Annotated in this window: 13 protein-coding genes; 7 read left to right on the top strand and 6 right to left on the bottom strand. The window is 63.0% G+C overall.

Translation table 11 applies throughout. The features are described 5' to 3' along the window. Positions 1-90: 90 nt before the first annotated feature. Positions 91-2,379, top strand: coding sequence for an arylsulfatase (locus V1286_RS18210; RefSeq protein WP_334481465.1), 2,289 nt, complete (start codon positions 91-93; stop codon positions 2,377-2,379). A gap of 172 nt (positions 2,380-2,551) precedes the next feature. On the opposite strand, the gene V1286_RS18205 is transcribed toward V1286_RS18210, so the two are convergent. From V1286_RS18205 to V1286_RS18195, 3 genes are all read right to left on the bottom strand, one after another. Then, positions 2,552-3,109, bottom strand: a complete 558-nt coding sequence (locus V1286_RS18205) for an invasion associated locus B family protein (RefSeq protein WP_334481464.1) — start codon at positions 3,107-3,109, stop codon at positions 2,552-2,554. A gap of 69 nt (positions 3,110-3,178) precedes the next feature. Beyond that, a complete protein-coding gene (locus V1286_RS18200) occupies positions 3,179-6,325 on the bottom strand; it encodes a multidrug efflux RND transporter permease subunit (RefSeq protein ID WP_334481462.1) in 3,147 nt (1,048 codons plus the stop codon). Continuing rightward, positions 6,322-7,494 (bottom strand): efflux RND transporter periplasmic adaptor subunit, encoded by a 1,173-nt coding sequence (locus tag V1286_RS18195; protein WP_334481460.1) that lies wholly within the window; start codon positions 7,492-7,494, stop codon positions 6,322-6,324. The genes V1286_RS18200 and V1286_RS18195 overlap by 4 nt, the downstream gene beginning before the upstream one ends. A gap of 237 nt (positions 7,495-7,731) precedes the next feature. On the opposite strand from V1286_RS18195, the gene V1286_RS18190 reads away from it, so the two are divergent. The 6 genes from V1286_RS18190 (at position 7,732) to V1286_RS18165 (ending at position 13,545) form a co-directional block, all read left to right on the top strand. Beyond that, complete coding sequence (locus V1286_RS18190) at positions 7,732-7,971, top strand: hypothetical protein (RefSeq protein ID WP_334481459.1); 240 nt, start codon at positions 7,732-7,734, stop codon at positions 7,969-7,971. A 246-nt stretch (positions 7,972-8,217) separates the two neighbouring features. Then, a complete protein-coding gene (locus V1286_RS18185; RefSeq protein WP_334481457.1) occupies positions 8,218-10,641 on the top strand; it encodes a TonB-dependent receptor in 2,424 nt (807 codons plus the stop codon). A gap of 2 nt (positions 10,642-10,643) precedes the next feature. Then, positions 10,644-11,333: a Fe2+-dependent dioxygenase gene (locus V1286_RS18180; RefSeq protein ID WP_334481455.1), complete on the top strand. Its 690-nt coding sequence runs from the start codon at positions 10,644-10,646 to the stop codon at positions 11,331-11,333. Between the two features lie 5 nt (positions 11,334-11,338). Then, positions 11,339-12,286 (top strand): tonB-system energizer ExbB, encoded by a 948-nt coding sequence (exbB, locus tag V1286_RS18175; RefSeq protein WP_334481454.1) that lies wholly within the window; start codon positions 11,339-11,341, stop codon positions 12,284-12,286. Positions 12,287-12,289: 3 nt separating this feature from the next. After that, positions 12,290-12,757 carry a TonB system transport protein ExbD gene (gene exbD / locus V1286_RS18170; RefSeq protein ID WP_334481452.1) on the top strand — a complete coding sequence of 156 codons (468 nt, stop codon included), beginning with the start codon at positions 12,290-12,292 and terminating at the stop codon, positions 12,755-12,757. Further along, entirely contained in the window at positions 12,754-13,545 is a 792-nt protein-coding gene (locus V1286_RS18165; RefSeq protein ID WP_334481451.1) for an energy transducer TonB, read from the top strand. The genes exbD and V1286_RS18165 overlap by 4 nt, the downstream gene beginning before the upstream one ends. Positions 13,546-13,772: 227 nt before the next feature. Here the strand turns inward: V1286_RS18165 and V1286_RS18160 are convergent, their stop codons facing one another. Genes V1286_RS18160 through V1286_RS18150 form a run of 3 tightly spaced genes read right to left on the bottom strand, consistent with a single transcriptional unit; the run spans position 13,773 to position 15,851 of the window. Further along, positions 13,773-14,204, bottom strand: a complete 432-nt coding sequence (locus V1286_RS18160; RefSeq protein WP_334481449.1) for a hypothetical protein — start codon at positions 14,202-14,204, stop codon at positions 13,773-13,775. A gap of 44 nt (positions 14,205-14,248) precedes the next feature. Continuing rightward, positions 14,249-14,929 (bottom strand): site-2 protease family protein, encoded by a 681-nt coding sequence (locus V1286_RS18155; protein ID WP_334481448.1) that lies wholly within the window; start codon positions 14,927-14,929, stop codon positions 14,249-14,251. A gap of 10 nt (positions 14,930-14,939) precedes the next feature. Further along, positions 14,940-15,851: a LysR family transcriptional regulator gene (locus tag V1286_RS18150; protein ID WP_108513670.1), complete on the bottom strand. Its 912-nt coding sequence runs from the start codon at positions 15,849-15,851 to the stop codon at positions 14,940-14,942. Positions 15,852-15,866: the final 15 nt, after the last annotated feature.

Genomic DNA, 15,866 nt, shown 5'->3' with positions numbered 1-15,866 from the left:
TTTTGGCAATGCGCGCAGGGCGGCGTGTTGCCGCGAGCCTCGGCGAACCGGCGGATCAACCGCGATCACATCCAAAAAGCGGGGGAAAGCATGGCGGCAGGCAGCGCAAAACCGTTCGGCGGCACGATCGGGAAGACGGTGGCTGAATCGAAGCCGTGGTGGCCGTCTGCGCTGAAGCCGCCGCAGGGCGCGCCGAACATTCTGGTCGTGCTGTTCGACGATGTCGGATTCTCCGATTTCGGCTGCTACGGCTCGGCCATCAAAACGCCGACCATCGACAAGCTCGCCGCCGAAGGCCTGCGCTATTCGGGCTTCCACACCACCGCGATGTGTTCGACGACGCGCGCGGCGCTGCTCACCGGGCGCAACCATCATTCGGTCGGTGTCGGCTGCCTCGCCAATTTCGACAGCGGCTACCCCGGATATCGCGGCAAGATCGCGCGCGAGGCGGGCACGCTGGCGGAAATGCTGCGGTCGCACGGCTATCGCAATTACATGGTCGGCAAATGGCACGTCACCCCATTGACCGAAAGCGGCGCCACCGGGCCATTCGACGGCTGGCCGTTGGGGCGCGGTTTTGATCGCTTCTATGGTTTTCTCGATGCCGAAACTGATCAATTCGCACCGGAGCTTGTCTCGGACAACACCCACATCGATGCACCGGGGACGTATGCGGACGGCTATCACCTCACGTCCGACCTGATCGACCAGTCGATCCGCTTCATCGCCGATCACACCGCCGATCGGCCCGATGTCCCATGGCTGACCTGGGTGGCGCTCGGCGCCTGTCACGCGCCGCACCAGGCGCCGATGGACATCATCAAGAGCTATGACGCGATGTTCGCCCATGGTTGGGACGCCGAGCGCGAGCAGCGGATGGCGCGGCAGAAGGTGATGGGGATCGTGCCGCCGGAAACCCGGTTGCCCGCACGCAATGACGGCGTGAAGGCATGGGATGAGCACACCGTCGACGAACAGCGCGTCTTCACGCGGCTGCAGGCAGCTTTCGCCGGCATGCTCGATCACGCCGACCAGCATCTCGCGCGGCTGATCGGCTTTCTCGACACGGCCGGCATTCGCGACAACACGCTGATCCTGGTTTTGTCCGATAATGGCGCAAGCCAGGAGGGCGGTCCGCTTGGCTTCGTCAACGCGATGGGGCCGTACAATTTCCGTCCCGAACCGATCGCGGAAAAGCTGCGCCGGATCGACGACATCGGCGGGCCGGATTCGCACAGCAACTTTCCCCACGGCTGGGCGATGGCGTCGAACACGCCGCTGCGCCGCTACAAGCAGAACACCCATGGCGGCGGCATCCGCGATCCCTTCGTCATGACCTGGCCGAAGAAGATCGCCGCCAAAGGCGAGGTGCGCCATCAATTCGTTTACGCCTGCGACCTGACGCCGACCTTGCTCGACCTGATCGGCATCGCGCCGCCGGCCGAAATCGGCGGCGTCGCCCAGATGCCGATCGAAGGCGAGAGTTTTGCGCGCTCGATCGCCGATCCAGCCGCGCCGTCAAAGTCTTCGCCGCAATATTTCGAAATGTTCGGTCATCGCGGGATCTGGCAGGACGGCTGGAAGGCGGTTTCCTTCCATCCCTCGGGCACGCCGTTCGAGAACGACAAATGGGAGCTGTTTCATCTGGCGCGGGATTTTTCGGAAACCAGCGATCTGGCGGCGCAAGAGCCCGAGCGGCTTGAAGCGATGATCAAGCTGTGGTGGCTCGAGGCCGAGAAGCACAATGTGCTGCCGCTCGACGACCGGTTCGGCCCGCGTTTTGCGGAAAACGCCGCGCGCTTTCACGGTGCACGCAACAAGTTCACCTTTCACGCCGGCATGGGCCACGTGCCGACCGACGTCGCGCCGGACGTGCGCAGCCGCAGCTACACCATCGAAGCGCATGTGGAGATTGCCGAGGAAGGCGCCGAGGGCGTGCTGATCGCCCACGGCGATGCGACGTCAGGCTACAGCCTCTACATCAAGGACGGCGTGCTGGTGCACGATCTCAATATTGGCGGTGGCCATGAGATCGTGGCTTCGAACCGCAAGGTGCCGTCAGGCGTGCGCCGGCTCGGCGTGCATGTCGAGCGTCTGTTGCGCAAGGAGCCGCCGGCCAGGGGCTCCCGCACCGGCGTGACGGCCTATACGCTCCTCATCGACGGCGAGGCGGCAGGCTCGATCCAGACCCAGTCTGCCTTCAACAATTTCATCTCGTGGTCCGGCCTCGACATCGGCCGCGATCGTTCCAGCCCGGTCTCGCATTACGCGGCGCCGTTCGAATTCACCGGGCAGTTGTTGCGGGTGACGGTCGACATGCACGACGACCAGAAGCTCGACGGCGAGGGGGTGGGGGCCGCGGAGATGGCAAGGCAGTAGGCCTCCGGCAGCAGCCCCGTCATTGCGAGCCACCCGGTCGGCGCGAAGCGCCGCCGGATGACAGGCTCCGCGAAGCAATCCATTCTTTCTTCGGCGGAGATATGGATTGCTTCGTCGCTTCGCTCCCTTGCGCAAACGCTTCGCGTTTGTCGCAGGCAATGACGATCGAGGTCTACTTGATCTTCTCATACGCCGCGGAGAAATCCGCCAGCGGCATCGGGATCGTGATCGTCTCCTTGGCCATGTTCTGGAACGAGACCTTCACCTGCTTGCCGGATTTCAACATGGCCAGCACGTCAGGCGAGATCTGCAGGTTGGCGTAGCAGCCGCGCGCCTCGCAGGTCTGGATCTGCAGCTCGGACGTCTTGCCGTCGTCGACCTGGAATTTGGCGCCGGCCGGCAGGTTGAGCCCGAGCGGCAACTGCACAAGCGCGATCGGCGCGCGGGTTTCGGCTGATACGCGGATATTGATCAGCACGATCAGCTGGCCGGTCTTGGTCAGGACCGCACTCTGCTCGATCGCGCATTCGAGCGGCGCGCCGCGGCTTGCGCTGCTGCACCGCGCAATCCAGCCGGGGGGCGCTGGCGTATTCGCTCCCTCGGTCGCAGCGGCGGTAGGGCCCGGCGTCGCCTGCGCCACAGGCGCGGCGTTGTTTTTGGCTTTGGGGGTCTGGGCGTGGCTGTGGCCGCACAAACCTGATATCGCCGCGGCAGCGACCGCAAACTTCATTGAAATTTTCACTGAACCGGCTCCGAAATGAACTACCTTCGGTAGTGCCGGTTGCCGCGCAAAGTCAAGTCATTCGGCCGCTTGCTTGACCGAGCCGTCAGCGTCCAGATGCGCATCATGGTTAGGATTGGACGAATTGCCCCATCGCGCAAACGCGTTCGAAAGCCGGTCGAGATAGAGATAGACCACCGGCGTCGTGAACAGCGTCAGCGCCTGGCTGACGATCAGGCCGCCGACCATCGCATAGCCCAGCGGCTGGCGGATTTCCGATCCCGTCCCGGTACCGAGCATCAGCGGCACGCCGCCGAGCAATGCCGCCATCGTCGTCATCATGATCGGGCGGAAGCGCAATAGCGCCGCCTTGCGGATCGCGGCCTCGGGCTCGAGCTGCTCGTCGCGTTCGGCCGTGATCGCGAAGTCGACCATCATGATGCCGTTCTTCTTCACGATGCCGATCAGCAGCACGATGCCGATCAGGGCGATCAGGCTGAAGTCGAACCCGAACAGCATCAGGATCGCGAGCGCACCGACGCCGGCGGACGGCAGCGTCGACAGGATCGTGATCGGGTGGATGTAGCTTTCGTAGAGAATGCCGAGGATCAGATACACCACGACGAGGGCAGCGAGGATCAACAGCGGCACGGTGCCGAGTGACTGCTGAAACGCCTGCGCGGTGCCCTGGAAGCTCGAATTGAGCGTCGTCGGCGCGCCGAGTTCGACCATCGCCTTCTGCACCGCGTCGGTCGCCTGGCCCAGCGCCACGCCCTGCGCGAGATTGAAGCTGATCGTGATCGCGGGAAACTGGCCCTGATGGCTGATCGACAACGGCCGCACCGGCACGCTGGTCCAGGTGGCAAAGGCCGACAGCGGCACCTGGTCGCCGGTGGCCGGCGATTTCACGTAAATCTTGTTGAGCGTGTCGAGACTGCCCTGCAATTCCGGCAGCACTTCGAGCACCACCTTGTAGGTGTTGAGTTGGGTAAAGAACTGCGTCACCTGGCGCTGGCCGAACGCATCATAGAGCGTATCGTCGATCAATTGCGGCTGGATGCCGTAGCGCGAGGCGGTATCGCGGTTGATCTTGAGCTCCAGCGTGGTGCCGTTGGTCTGCTGGTCGGTGGCGACATCGCGCAGTTCGGGCAGCGTCTGCATCTTCGTCAGGATCTTCGGCGCCCATTCGTTCAGTTCGGCGAGGTCGGCGTCCTGCAGCGTGAACTCGAACTGGGTTCGCGTCGGCCGCCCGCCGAGCCGCACGTCCTGCGCCGCCTGCATGTAGAGACGGGAGCCCTCGACCTTCTCGAGCTGGGGTCGCAGGCGGGCGATGATCTGCTGGGCAGACGCCTTGCGCTCGTCGCGCGGCTTCAACGTGATGAACAGATTGCCATTGTTGCCGGCGCGGCCGCTGCCGCCGATCACCATCGCGACCGAGGCCACATCGGGGTCGGCCTGCACGATCTTGCCGAGCTCCTCCTGGCGCCGCTTCATGTCGGCGAAGGAGATGTCCTGGCCGGCCTCCGAAGTAGCCGTGATCAGGCCGTTGTCCTGCTGCGGAAAGAAGCCTTTGGGAATGACGACGAACAGATAGATCGACAGACCGAGCGTTGCGAAGAAAATCATCAGCGTCGTGAACTTCCAGCGCAGCGCGAGGTCGAGACCGCGCGCGTAAGCGCGCAGCATCGCGTCGAAGGCGCGCTCGCTCCATTGATAGAACCGGCCGTGCGTGACCTCGCGATGTGCGCGCAGGAAGCGCGAGGCCATCATCGGCGTCAGCGTCAGCGACACGATCATCGACACGAAGATGGTCATCGCCAGCGTCACCGCGAACTCGCGGAACAGCCGGCCGATGATGCCGCCCATCAGCAACAGCGGGATCAGCACCGCGACCAGCGAGACGCTGATCGACACGATGGTGAAGCCGATTTCACGGGCGCCCCTGAAGGCGGCGGCGAGCGGCTTCTCGCCTTCCTCGATGTAGCGCGTGATGTTCTCCAGCATCACGATGGCGTCGTCGACAACGAAGCCGACGGCGATGGTAAGCGCCATCAGCGACAGATTGTCGAGCGAATAGTCGAATACCCACATCAGCGCGCAGGCGCCGAGCAGCGCCAGCGGCACCGTCACGGCCGGAATCACGGTCGCCCAGAAACTGCGCAGGAAGATGAAGATCACCATGACGACCAGCGCGATGGTGAGCAGCAGGGTGAACTGCACGTCTTCCACCGCAGCGCGGATGGTCTGGGTGCGGTCGCTGATGACTTCGATCTTGATCGCCGATGGGATCGCAGCGACCAGCCGCGGCAACTCCGCCTTGATCTTGTCGACGGTGTCGATGACGTTGGCGCCGGGCTGCTTGTACACGATCAGGAACACGCCGCGCTTGCCATTGGCCCAGGCCGCCTGCTTGGCGTCTTCCGGCCCGGTAACGGCCTGGCCGATATCGCGGATTCGTAAGGGACCGCCGTTGCGAAAGGCGATAACGACGTCGTTCCAGTCCTTTGAGTCCGGCAACTGATCGTTGGCGTAAATAGTGTAGGCGCGGCGTTCGCCGTCGATATTGCCTTTGGGACTGTTCACGGTCGTGATTGCGATCTGGTTGCGCACGTCCTCCAGCGACAGGCCCTTGGCGACGAGCTTGGCGGGGTCGATCTGAATGCGGATCGCCGGCTTCTGCTGCCCGCCGATGATGACCTGGGCGACGCCGGAGATCTGGCTGATCTGCTGCGCGAGCTGGGCATCGACGGCGTCGCTGACTGATGTCAGCGGCAGCGTGTCCGACGTCGCTGACAGCAGGAGGATGGGCGAGTCGGCCGGGTTGACCTTGCGATAGGTCGGCGGCGAGGGCAGGTTCTTCGGCAATTGGCCGCTGGCCGCATTGATCGCGGCCTGCACGTCGTTGGCGGCGGCGTCGATCGAGCGGTTGAGATCGAATTGGATATTGATCGCCGCGGTTCCGAGATAGCTGGTCGACGTCATCTGCGCGACGCCCGGAATTTGCGCGAACTGACGTTCCAGCGGCTGCGCCACTGACGAGGCCATGGTTTCCGGACTGCCGCCGGGCAGAGAGGCCGAGACCTGGATGGTCGGAAAGTCGACTTGCGGCAGGGGCGCAACCGGCAGCAAGGGATAGGCGACGAGGCCGACGAACATGATCCCCGCCATCATCAGCGAGGTGCCGATCGGGTAGCGAATGAAGGGGGCGGAGATTCCCCCGCTCATTGGTCGGTCACCTTGGCCTGCGCCTGATCCGAGCTGGCGACGGCCGTCGTCACCAGCGTGCCCGGCTGAACCTTGAACTGGCCCGCCGTGATCACCTGCTCGCCGGGCGACAGCCCTTCGTCGACCACGGAGCGGCCGTCGATCGAGCGCGTCGCCCTGATCTTGCGAAGTTCGGCTTTGTTCTCCTTGTTGACCGTGTAGGCGTAAAGACCATTGGGGCCATGCTGAACGGCATCGTCGGGAACAACGGTAGCGTCTTTCAGCGTCGCTACCAGCAGCCGGGTTGAAACCGACTGGCCCGGCCACAGCGCATGATCCTTGTTGTCGAACACGGCCTTGAGCCTGACGGTGCCGCTCGATGTGTCGACCTGGTTGTTGATCAGCGAAAGCGCGCCCGTGGACAGCACCCGCTTGCCGTCGGTGGAGAGCGCGATCGTCTTGGGAGAACCGGCGGCGAGTGCGGCCTTGATATCCGGCAACTGGTCTTCCGGCGCGGTGAAGATCACCGCGATCGGCTCGATCTGGGCGATGCTGACGATGCCGGTCTGCGTCGCGGCATTGACGATGTTGCCGACGTCGACCTGGCGCAGGCCGGCAATGCCCGAGAACGGCGCCTTGACGGTCGCGTAGTCGAGCTGCGTCTGTGCATTGGCGATTGCTGCATCGTCGCCGGCCACTTGCGCCGTCAGTTGCGCGACCAAAGCCCGCTGGGTGTCCGTTTGCTGGCGGGTCGCGAACTCACCGAGCCGGGTGGAGCGCTGCAGGTCGAGGTTGGCATTGGCGAGATTGGCTTGGTCCTGCGCCTTCTTGGCCTTGGCCTGATCGAGGGCTGCCTGGAACGGTCGCGGATCGATCTCGACCAGCGTGTCGCCTTCACGAACGAACTGGCCTTCCTGAAACGCGATCCGGTTGATCTGGCCGTCGACACGGGTGCGGACCAGCACCGTGTTGAAGCCTTGCACGGTGCCGAGGCCGGTCAGGTAGACCGGGAAATCGGCCTTTTCGACCGAGGCAATCCGTACGGGAACCGCAACCCGGGCGGTGGCGTGCTTCCGGGTTTCAGCTTGCGCCTGATGATCTTCGCCCTGGAATCGCTGCCAGCCCAGATAACCCAGCGCAGCGATCGCCACGATCAGTAAAGCCCAACGGATGGTGCGCGGCCCCGACATGTTTGCTCATCGATTTAACGAAGTCCCCAATCCTGCCGATATAATGTCCGTGAGCTCACGCTGTACAAACACTAAGGCTTGAGAATCCTAAACAATTGGAAAGGTTTGACGCCGCGATGGGCGCGGTTCGGCGTCGCCGCCAAATCTCTCGCGACCTCCGGCGTGAATTTCGCGCAGGGTTGAATGCGCGATCGATGTCGTCCATATCGCGCGCGTGCAAGCAATCGGGGGTGCAGGATGGATGAACTGAACGGACGCATGATGGCGTGCCAGATTCTGATCACGGGACTGATTGCGCGCGTCGCGAACGATTCGCCCGACCCGTTGCGATTCCTCAGCGACTTTCGCGACGAGATCAAAGCTGTCGTGAAGGGCGTCAACATATCAGGCATGGACAACACCGATCGCGTCCGTCAGGTCGCGCAATCGACAGTCGACGAATTGTTTTCGCTGATGAAGCCGCCGAGCGTTGATTGATGGTGAGAAAGCGGTGATGCAACTAATGCCTGATTTTACGACGTTTCTTGCATCTCTTTAGACCGCTTACAAAGTTCTTTTAGAACGATTTCAAACTGCAGATTAGAATCGTTGTGAACTGGATGGATTCAACCGCAGTGTTGCCCCGATCGCGTTGACCCCAAAATTTCCGCTCGGTACTGACCGCGCGGGACCATTCGCTGCATGTCGATTTGCCGCGAATTGAAATTGATCAGGGGCACGTGAATGAATGTTGTGAAGGCACCGAGGTCGCTTCGCCTTGAAGCGGCGGTCTACTCACTCGGTCAGACGGTTGAAAACAATTCCGGCAAGAAGGTTTCCGCGGTCGCGGGCCTCATTGCGGTGGCGTCATTTTCCGGCGCAGAAGCGCAGCAATCCAACCTCCCGCCGGTGACGGTCGATGCCCCGGTCGCTCGCCCGCGTCCTGCTGCGTCAAAACCTTCGCCGGATCAGGTCCGCGCCCGCAGCGCGCTGCGTCGCGCCGCGCGCCGCACGCAGCCGGCGCAGGTCGCCGCCGTGCCGTTTCCCAATGCGGGCGGCCTGGCCGCCGATCGCGATCCCTACGCGGACCCTGCCGCGCCCTACAAGGCTGATCGCGTGCAGGCGTCCGGCAAATTTCCGGAGCCGCTGTTGAACACGCCGAAGACCATCACGGTGCTCACAAGGGAGGTGCTCCAGGACAAGAACATCACCTCGCTGCGCGAGATCGGTCGCTCCACCGCCGGCGTGACGCTGGGGTCGGGCGAGGGCGGCAACGCCTTCGGCGATCGCTTCTTCATCCGCGGTTTTGACGCGCGCAACGACGTGTTCATCGACGGCATCCGCGATCCCGCCGTCTCGATCCGCGAAAACTTCTTCACCGAGCAGATCGAAATCCTCCGCGGCCCGGCTTCGTCCTATGCCGGCCGCGGCACCGCCGGCGGCGCCATCAACATCGTCACCAAGCAGGCCGCTGACGGCAACTTCTACAATGCCGAGAACACGTTGGGCACCGACCGCACCAAGCGTGTCACGCTCGACGTCAACCAGGTGATCAGCCCGACCTTCTCGATTCGCACGGGCGGCATGTTCCAGGATGCCAACGTCGCCGGTCGCAACTATGTGACCGATGATCGCTGGGGCGGTTTCATCTCGACCAAATGGACGCCGACGAACGACATCAAGATCACGACAAACTACGTCCACACCGACCTCAGCGGTCTGCCGGACTTCGGCGTGCCCTACTACAAGCAAGGTAATGGGCCGGTCACCGAGTTCGGCATCCCGCGACAGAATTGGTACGGTTTTGTCAATCGAGACTTCCAGACCGCGCGACAGGACTTCGGCACGCTGACGGGTGAGTATAAGGTCACCGACAGCATCACGCTGACCAGCCGGACCCGCGCAGAGCACTCGCTGCTGGCCTACATCGGCACGCTGCCGAACTCGCCGCAGACGGTGCTTCCCAACCCTGGGGATTGGAGGTTCACCGCCAGCCCGCAGAGCCGCAACCAGTGGGTCGATATTCTGGCGAACCAGGAAGAGGCGACGTTCAAGTTCAACACCGGATCGGTCAAGCACACGGCGGTGGCCGGGCTGGAAGTCTCCAACGAGCGCATCGGGATCGATCGCTACACGGGCCTTTCTTCGGAAGCGTTTGGACCGGGGGCTCCTGGGAGCGGCGCCTTGGCGAACCAGTCGATCTATGCGCCGAGCTACACGTTCCTTCCGTTCCCGACCCTTCCGTCACTGATCGGAAATCCGACCCGCTATAATGTCGACAGCAAGGCCCTCTATGTCATGGACACTGCCAACTGGCAGGACACCATCATTCTGAACGGCGGCGTGCGTTACGATGGCTACGACCTGCGATCGTCGAACAACACGGCATCCGCCAAGGTCAACTCGGATTTCATCAACTATAACGTCGGCGCCGTCTTCAAGCCGCTGCCGATCGGAAGCCTCTACGCGGCCTATGCGACCTCGACCAATCCGTTCGGCTCCGAACTCGATGGTACCGCCACGGACTACGGCGGGGTTCCGCCAAACGCGACCACGATCCTTGGTCCCGAGCGCAACAAGGCTGCTGAAATCGGCACCAAGTGGGAGCTGTTCGACCGCCACCTGCTGGTGACCGGCGCGCTGTTCCATACCGAGAAGGACAATGCGCGCGAGACGGTGAACCGGAACGGCGTCAACACGCTGGAGTCGGGAGCAGCCTACCAGGTTGAGGGTATCGACCTCGAGGTCAGCGGAAAAATCACCGACCGCTGGAGCGTGTTCGGTGGTCTGGTGCTGATGAGGTCGAAGGTGTTGCAGAGCGGGAATCCGGCCAACATCGGACTGCAGATGGCTAACATCGCCCATGAATCCTTCAGTATGTTGAGCAAGTACCAGTTCGACGGCGGCTGGGAGCTTGGCGGGCAGGCGGTCTATCGCTCGAAGATCTATGGCGGCACCTTCGGCGCCAACACCGGCACCGAGCTTCCGAGCTACTGGCGCTTCGATGCCTTCGTCGAGAAGAAGATCGACAAGAACTGGACCATGAAGCTCTACGCGCAGAACCTGACCAACAAGCTCTATTACGACACGCTCTACCGCAGTGCGACGCCGTTCGTCGCGGTGGCGCCAGGGCGGGCGTTCTACCTCGTTACGTCAGCGAAGTTCTGATCGTGCTGATATGCGTCCCCGAGGTGCTGAGCAAAGATGACGTGGCGGATTTCCGCCGCATCATGGATGCCTCCGACTGGGAGGATGGCCGCTCCACCGCGGGGGCGCAATCGGCCATGGTCAAGCGCAACGAGCAGCTTCCGCCGGACGGCGAGGTTGCGCGAACGCTCGGCAATCGCGTGCTGTCGGCGCTATCAGCCAGTCCGCGATTCATCTCGGCGGCGATCCCGCTGCAGATCTTCCCGCCGCTATTTAATCGCTACGTGGCCTCCGGCGGGCACCATTTCGGCCTCCATGTCGACAACGCGGTGAGGGGAGATCGCCTCACCGGCATGCGGATCCGGACCGACCTGTCGGTGACGCTGTTTCTGTCGGAGCCAGACGAGTATGATGGGGGCGAACTGGTGGTCGAGGATCTCTATGGTTCCCACGAGATCAAGCTCGCGGCCGGGGACCTCGTGCTTTATCCTGCGTCTAGTTTGCATCTGGTCACCCCGGTCACACGAGGTATGCGTGTGGCATCTTTTTTCTGGCTCCAGTCCATGGTACGGGATGCCCACGCCCGCAGCCTGATCTTCGATCTCGATACCTCGATCCAGGCCCTGGTGGAGCGGCTTGGGCGAGACGACCCTGAAACGGTCAAATTGACCGGCATCTATCACAACCTGATCCGCTACTGGGCCGAAGTATGAAGAACATGTTTCTTTCTCGCGTAACGACATTTGCGGTGATCTCGGCGCTGGCGATGCTGTCGCTGGCGGGGCCGTCGTCGGCCCAGCAGGGCACAACCCCTGCGGCGCCGCTAGCACCTCTGGCCCAGCAGGCGCCCGCGGTATCGCAGCCTCCGGCTGCGCTGCCACAGCCGGCGGCTGCGCCGGCCGCAGCTTCTGACGCGGCTGCCACGCCGGCGGAGCGCGAGGGCAAATTGCTGAAGGCGGCAGCTGCAGAACTCAAGGAATTGTCGCCGTGGACGATGTTCAAGTCGGCCGACGTGGTGGTCAAGGCGGTCATGATCGGCCTCGCCTTCGCGTCGCTGGTGACCTGGACCATCTTCATCGCCAAGATGATTGAACTGACCGTGGTTCAGCGCAAGGTGCGCTCGGCGCTGGCCAAGATCGCCGACGCACGGTCGCTGGCGGAAGCGCAATTCACGCTCGGTGCCAAGGGCAGCGTGCTGGCGTCCTTCCTTGCGGCGGCGATGCGCGAGGCGCGGCTGTCGGCCGGCATATCGAGCGATGCCGGCATCAAGGAGCGTGCCGCGTCGAGCTTTGGCGAAATCGTGCGCGCCGAGGCACGGCGCATCCGGCTCGGCATGGGCCTTCTGGCAACCATCGGCGCAACGTCGCCCTTCGTCGGACTGTTCGGTACCGTCTGGGGCATCATGAACAGCTTCATCGGCATTTCGAAATCGCAGACCACGAATCTTGCCGTGGTGGCGCCCGGCATCGCCGAGGCGCTGCTCGCCACCGCGATCGGCCTGGTCGCTGCGATCCCCGCCGTCATCATCTACAATCACTTTTCGCGCGTGACCAAGGGCTACATGGAACTGGTCAGCCGTGCATCAGGCGCAGCGGGGCGGCTGTTGTCGCGCGATCTCGACCGCACCCATGTCAGCGGCTCGCATTCGCGCACGGCGGCGGAGTAGGCGATGGGCGCCTCGATTGCAGAACACGACCACGATGACGACAGCGATTTCGCGGAATCGCATGAGATCAACGTCACGCCGTTCATCGACGTCATTCTCGTTCTCCTGATCATCTTCATGGTCGCGGCGCCGCTGTCGACCGTCGACCTGCCGATCGATCTGCCGACGTCAACCGCGACGCCGCAGAAGAAGCCGGACAAGCCGACTTATGTGAGCATCAAGCCGGATCTCTCGGTTGCGATCGGTGAGAACATGGTTAAGCGCGTCGATCTGGTGCGCTCGCTCGATACGATGCCGGATGCCAGCAAGGAGCGCTACATCTTCCTGCGCGCCGATCGCGCCGTGCCCTATGGCGAATTGATGGACGTGCTCGAAATCCTGCGCGCCGGCGGCTATTCCAAGCTCAAGCTGGTGGCGCTCGAAGGCGTTCCCGATGCAGCGGCGGCGCAAGCTGCGCCGGCAAAACCTTGACCGGCCTCGACCAGCAAAAGCCTTCCCGGCGGCTCTGGATTACAGCCGCGGTGATCGCGCTCGCGCTCCACGTCGGCGGCGCGGCGCTGGCAATCGCCCATTTGCAGACCGAAGAAGCCGATGACGCCCTGGGCGCGACGGCGATCGAGATCGGGCTGGAAATGGCCGCCGTACGCCGCGAAGTGACTGACTTGCCGCCAGGGCCGGATACCGATGCTTCCGCGGCATCGCCCCAGCTCGCCGAGCAGAAGGCGGAAGTGAAAGAGACCGATCTGCCGCAGGACAAGCCGACCGAGCCCGAAGAGGCCGACCGGGTCGTGACCGAGAACGAGTCCAAGAAGCCGAAAGAGGACGACCCGAAGATCGCGGCGGTGCAGACCCAAGCTTCCACCGAGTCGATCGCTTCCGAAGCCACCGCAACTCCGAGTTCAGAGGAAATGCCGGAAGGACAGCGTTCTGCCGCGCCGGTGATCGGCACCGGCGAGAGCGCGCGGCGTGCACGCGCGACCTGGCAGAAGGAGCTGGTCGCGCATCTCGACAAGCACAAGCGGTATCCGAAGGAACGGCAGCAAAAATCCGCCGAGATCCAGATTCGCTTCACGCTCGACCGCATGGGCCACGTGCTCTCGACCGATATCGAAAAGGGCTCGGGCGATACGGCCTTCGACGAGGCCGCGCTGGCGATGGTGCGGCGCTCCGATCCGGTGCCGATGCCTCCGCCTGTCATCGCCGACGAAGGCCTGACTTTCACCCTGCCGGTGATCTTCCGCGTCAAGACCAAGAGCTGACACTACGCTTCTGACTCAATCAGAGACGAAGTTCTAGACCGGATAATGCTGTGGTCCGGTCTGGGTTTCCGCGATCCGGCCTATTTCAATCGCTTCTTCCGTAAGTACCGCGGCGCGTCACCGGGAAGTTATCGCCGACAGATCCGATTGGAGCATGCGCGTAGCGGCCCTTCCTACGCGGCATGGCCATAAAGCGACGATATCGCGCCGCCGGAAGACGCCCGGCGTCAGCGCCAGTAATAGCGGATACTGACATAGACCACGGCGAGGCACGCAAAGATCAGCGCCACTGGAAGCCTTGGTTTTGTCGCCGGGCCGGATGCCGCAGTCTTGGGCCGTGGGGGCGGCCGTCGGAACGCGGTGACATTGCCGGTATCGGTGGCCGGCTCGCTCGCGCGCGAGGGAATTTCAGGTGGCGTTCCGGAGCCGCCCATCTCGGCATAATAGCTCTTGTATATGAGCTGGACGGTGGCCTCGGATGCGTCCGCCTCGGTCATCCTCGCCAGTAGCTGCCTGTAGCCTTCCAGAAAGCTCTGCGCCTCAGCGGGCAGGGCGGAGAATCCGTTGAGCTTGGCCATCATTAGCCAGGTTGCAAAATCTGCCCTGGCGCGCGTATCGGCGCGGCGTGCAATCAACATATCGGCAGCTTTTGTCGCCATGGCCCGAGCGGTTCTTCCCTGTCCTTTGCCTTTCTATCGGAAGTTTAGGCGTTGCCGGTGATGAAGAGAAGCGCGCTGATCACATAACCGGTCAGTGTCCGCAGTATCGCCGAAATAACATCAAGATTTAGGCCGAGCTGCGCGCCGATGATGGGAAGCAGGATCAAAAGGCCGATCAGGATCAGCATCCCGTACGGTTCCAGTCGCGACAGCGGGTATGCCAGCACCCGCGGCAGCAGCCCGACGGCGACTCGGCCGCCGTCCAGCGGCGGGATCGGCAGCATGTTGAAGATCGCCAGCACGATATTGATCAGGAAAGCATTTTTGAGGTTGTCCGCCGTCCATTTGGCGGCGTCTGCCGGCACCAAAGGCAGGGCATGGAAGGCAAACGCCACGATCGTCGCCAGGATGATGTTAGTGGCCGGGCCGGCCAGGGCCACCCAGACCATGTCGAGTCGGGGATGGTTAAGGTTCCGGAAATTCACCGGGACCGGCTTGGCGTAGCCGAACAGGAACGGAGAGTGCGCCAGCAGCAGCACGCCCGGCAGAATCACGGTCCCGAAGGGATCGATATGCTTGAAAGGATTGAAGCTGACCCGGCCGAGCTGCCAGGCGGTATTGTCGCCGAGCTTGTACGCCACAAAGGCGTGCGCGGCCTCGTGGAAGGTGATGGCGATGAGGAGCGGGAGCACCCAGACCGAGATGGCGTACAATGAAATATTCACGTGGTCTCACTCAGTTGAAGGCAATCGGGATGGCGTCGCGGGTTGCGCGCCTCACCGAGATTTCATCAAGATGGTTTGAGATGGTTGAGCGCAGGTGATCCGCGAGTAGCGCGCCCGCTCGTGACAGATTCGCGGTGCGATGCAGGCAAATGTCCGCAGCCGGTAATCGCGGCATGCCGTCGCGCTCCGACAAAGGGCGCAGCTTCGGCGGAAATGTACCTGCCTTCACGACGGTCACCGCAAGTCCCTGCGCCGCAACCGACTCAACGGCTGCCAGGCTTTGGCTGACGAAAGCCAAGCGCCACGGTCGCTTGACCGCATCGAGCGCCTCGATTGCCCATTTTCGGAACAGGCAACCTTGCGGATAAAGCGCAAGCGGCAGCGGGTTCTGCTGCTCGACAGGGTGAAATGCGCCGGTTGCCCAGGCAGCCTGTTCGCGCCGCAGGAATTCACCCTCGCCACTTCCCTCCGGGTGCATCGCAATCACGAGGTCATAGGCATTGCCGAGGCGCGAGGGCATGGAAGAGGTGAGTCCTGTCTCCATCTCGACATGGACCAGCGGATAACAGGCGACGAAGCTCGCCAGCAAGGGCGGGACGATCAAGGTGCCGTAGTCGTCCATCACACCCAGGCGCACGACGCCTTCAATCTTGCGCTCCCGCAGCTTGCCGACGGCCTCGTCGTTCAGCGTCAGGATGCGCCGCGCGTATCCGAGCAGCCCTTCGCCAGCGGAACTCAAGTCGACATTGGCCTTGGTGCGGTTGAACAGCTCCACGCCAAGGCGCTCCTCCAGGCGCTTGATCTGCATGCTTACGGCTGACTGGGTCCGGTTAAGCTGGCTCGCGGCGCGGGTGAAGGAGCGGCTGTCGGCCACCGCCACAAAAGCCTTCAACAGATCCGGATCGAGGAGGGGCGCACTCATAAGTAAACGTTATTT

Source organism: Bradyrhizobium algeriense (genome assembly GCF_036924595.1).
Classification (GTDB): Bacteria; Pseudomonadota; Alphaproteobacteria; order Rhizobiales; family Xanthobacteraceae; genus Bradyrhizobium; species Bradyrhizobium algeriense.
The sequence above is the reverse complement of the archived record's forward strand: the minus strand, read 5'-3'. Positions and strand labels throughout refer to the sequence as shown.

What these genes read in the sequence shown, in the direction of transcription:
- V1286_RS18150 (WP_108513670.1), bottom strand. Translation starts at nt 15,851, where the DNA reads ATGAGTGCGCCCCTCCTCGATCCGGATCTGTTGAAGGCTTTTGTGGCG.
- V1286_RS18190 (WP_334481459.1), top strand. Translation starts at nt 7,732, where the DNA reads ATGGATGAACTGAACGGACGCATGATGGCGTGCCAGATTCTGATCACG.
- V1286_RS18200 (WP_334481462.1), bottom strand. Translation starts at nt 6,325, where the DNA reads ATGAGCGGGGGAATCTCCGCCCCCTTCATTCGCTACCCGATCGGCACC.
- V1286_RS18210 (WP_334481465.1), top strand. Translation starts at nt 91, where the DNA reads ATGGCGGCAGGCAGCGCAAAACCGTTCGGCGGCACGATCGGGAAGACG.
- V1286_RS18160 (WP_334481449.1), bottom strand. Translation starts at nt 14,204, where the DNA reads ATGGCGACAAAAGCTGCCGATATGTTGATTGCACGCCGCGCCGATACG.
- exbD (WP_334481452.1), top strand. Translation starts at nt 12,290, where the DNA reads ATGGGCGCCTCGATTGCAGAACACGACCACGATGACGACAGCGATTTC.
- exbB (WP_334481454.1), top strand. Translation starts at nt 11,339, where the DNA reads ATGTTTCTTTCTCGCGTAACGACATTTGCGGTGATCTCGGCGCTGGCG.
- V1286_RS18185 (WP_334481457.1), top strand. Translation starts at nt 8,218, where the DNA reads ATGAATGTTGTGAAGGCACCGAGGTCGCTTCGCCTTGAAGCGGCGGTC.
- V1286_RS18195 (WP_334481460.1), bottom strand. Translation starts at nt 7,494, where the DNA reads ATGTCGGGGCCGCGCACCATCCGTTGGGCTTTACTGATCGTGGCGATC.
- V1286_RS18205 (WP_334481464.1), bottom strand. Translation starts at nt 3,109, where the DNA reads ATGAAGTTTGCGGTCGCTGCCGCGGCGATATCAGGTTTGTGCGGCCAC.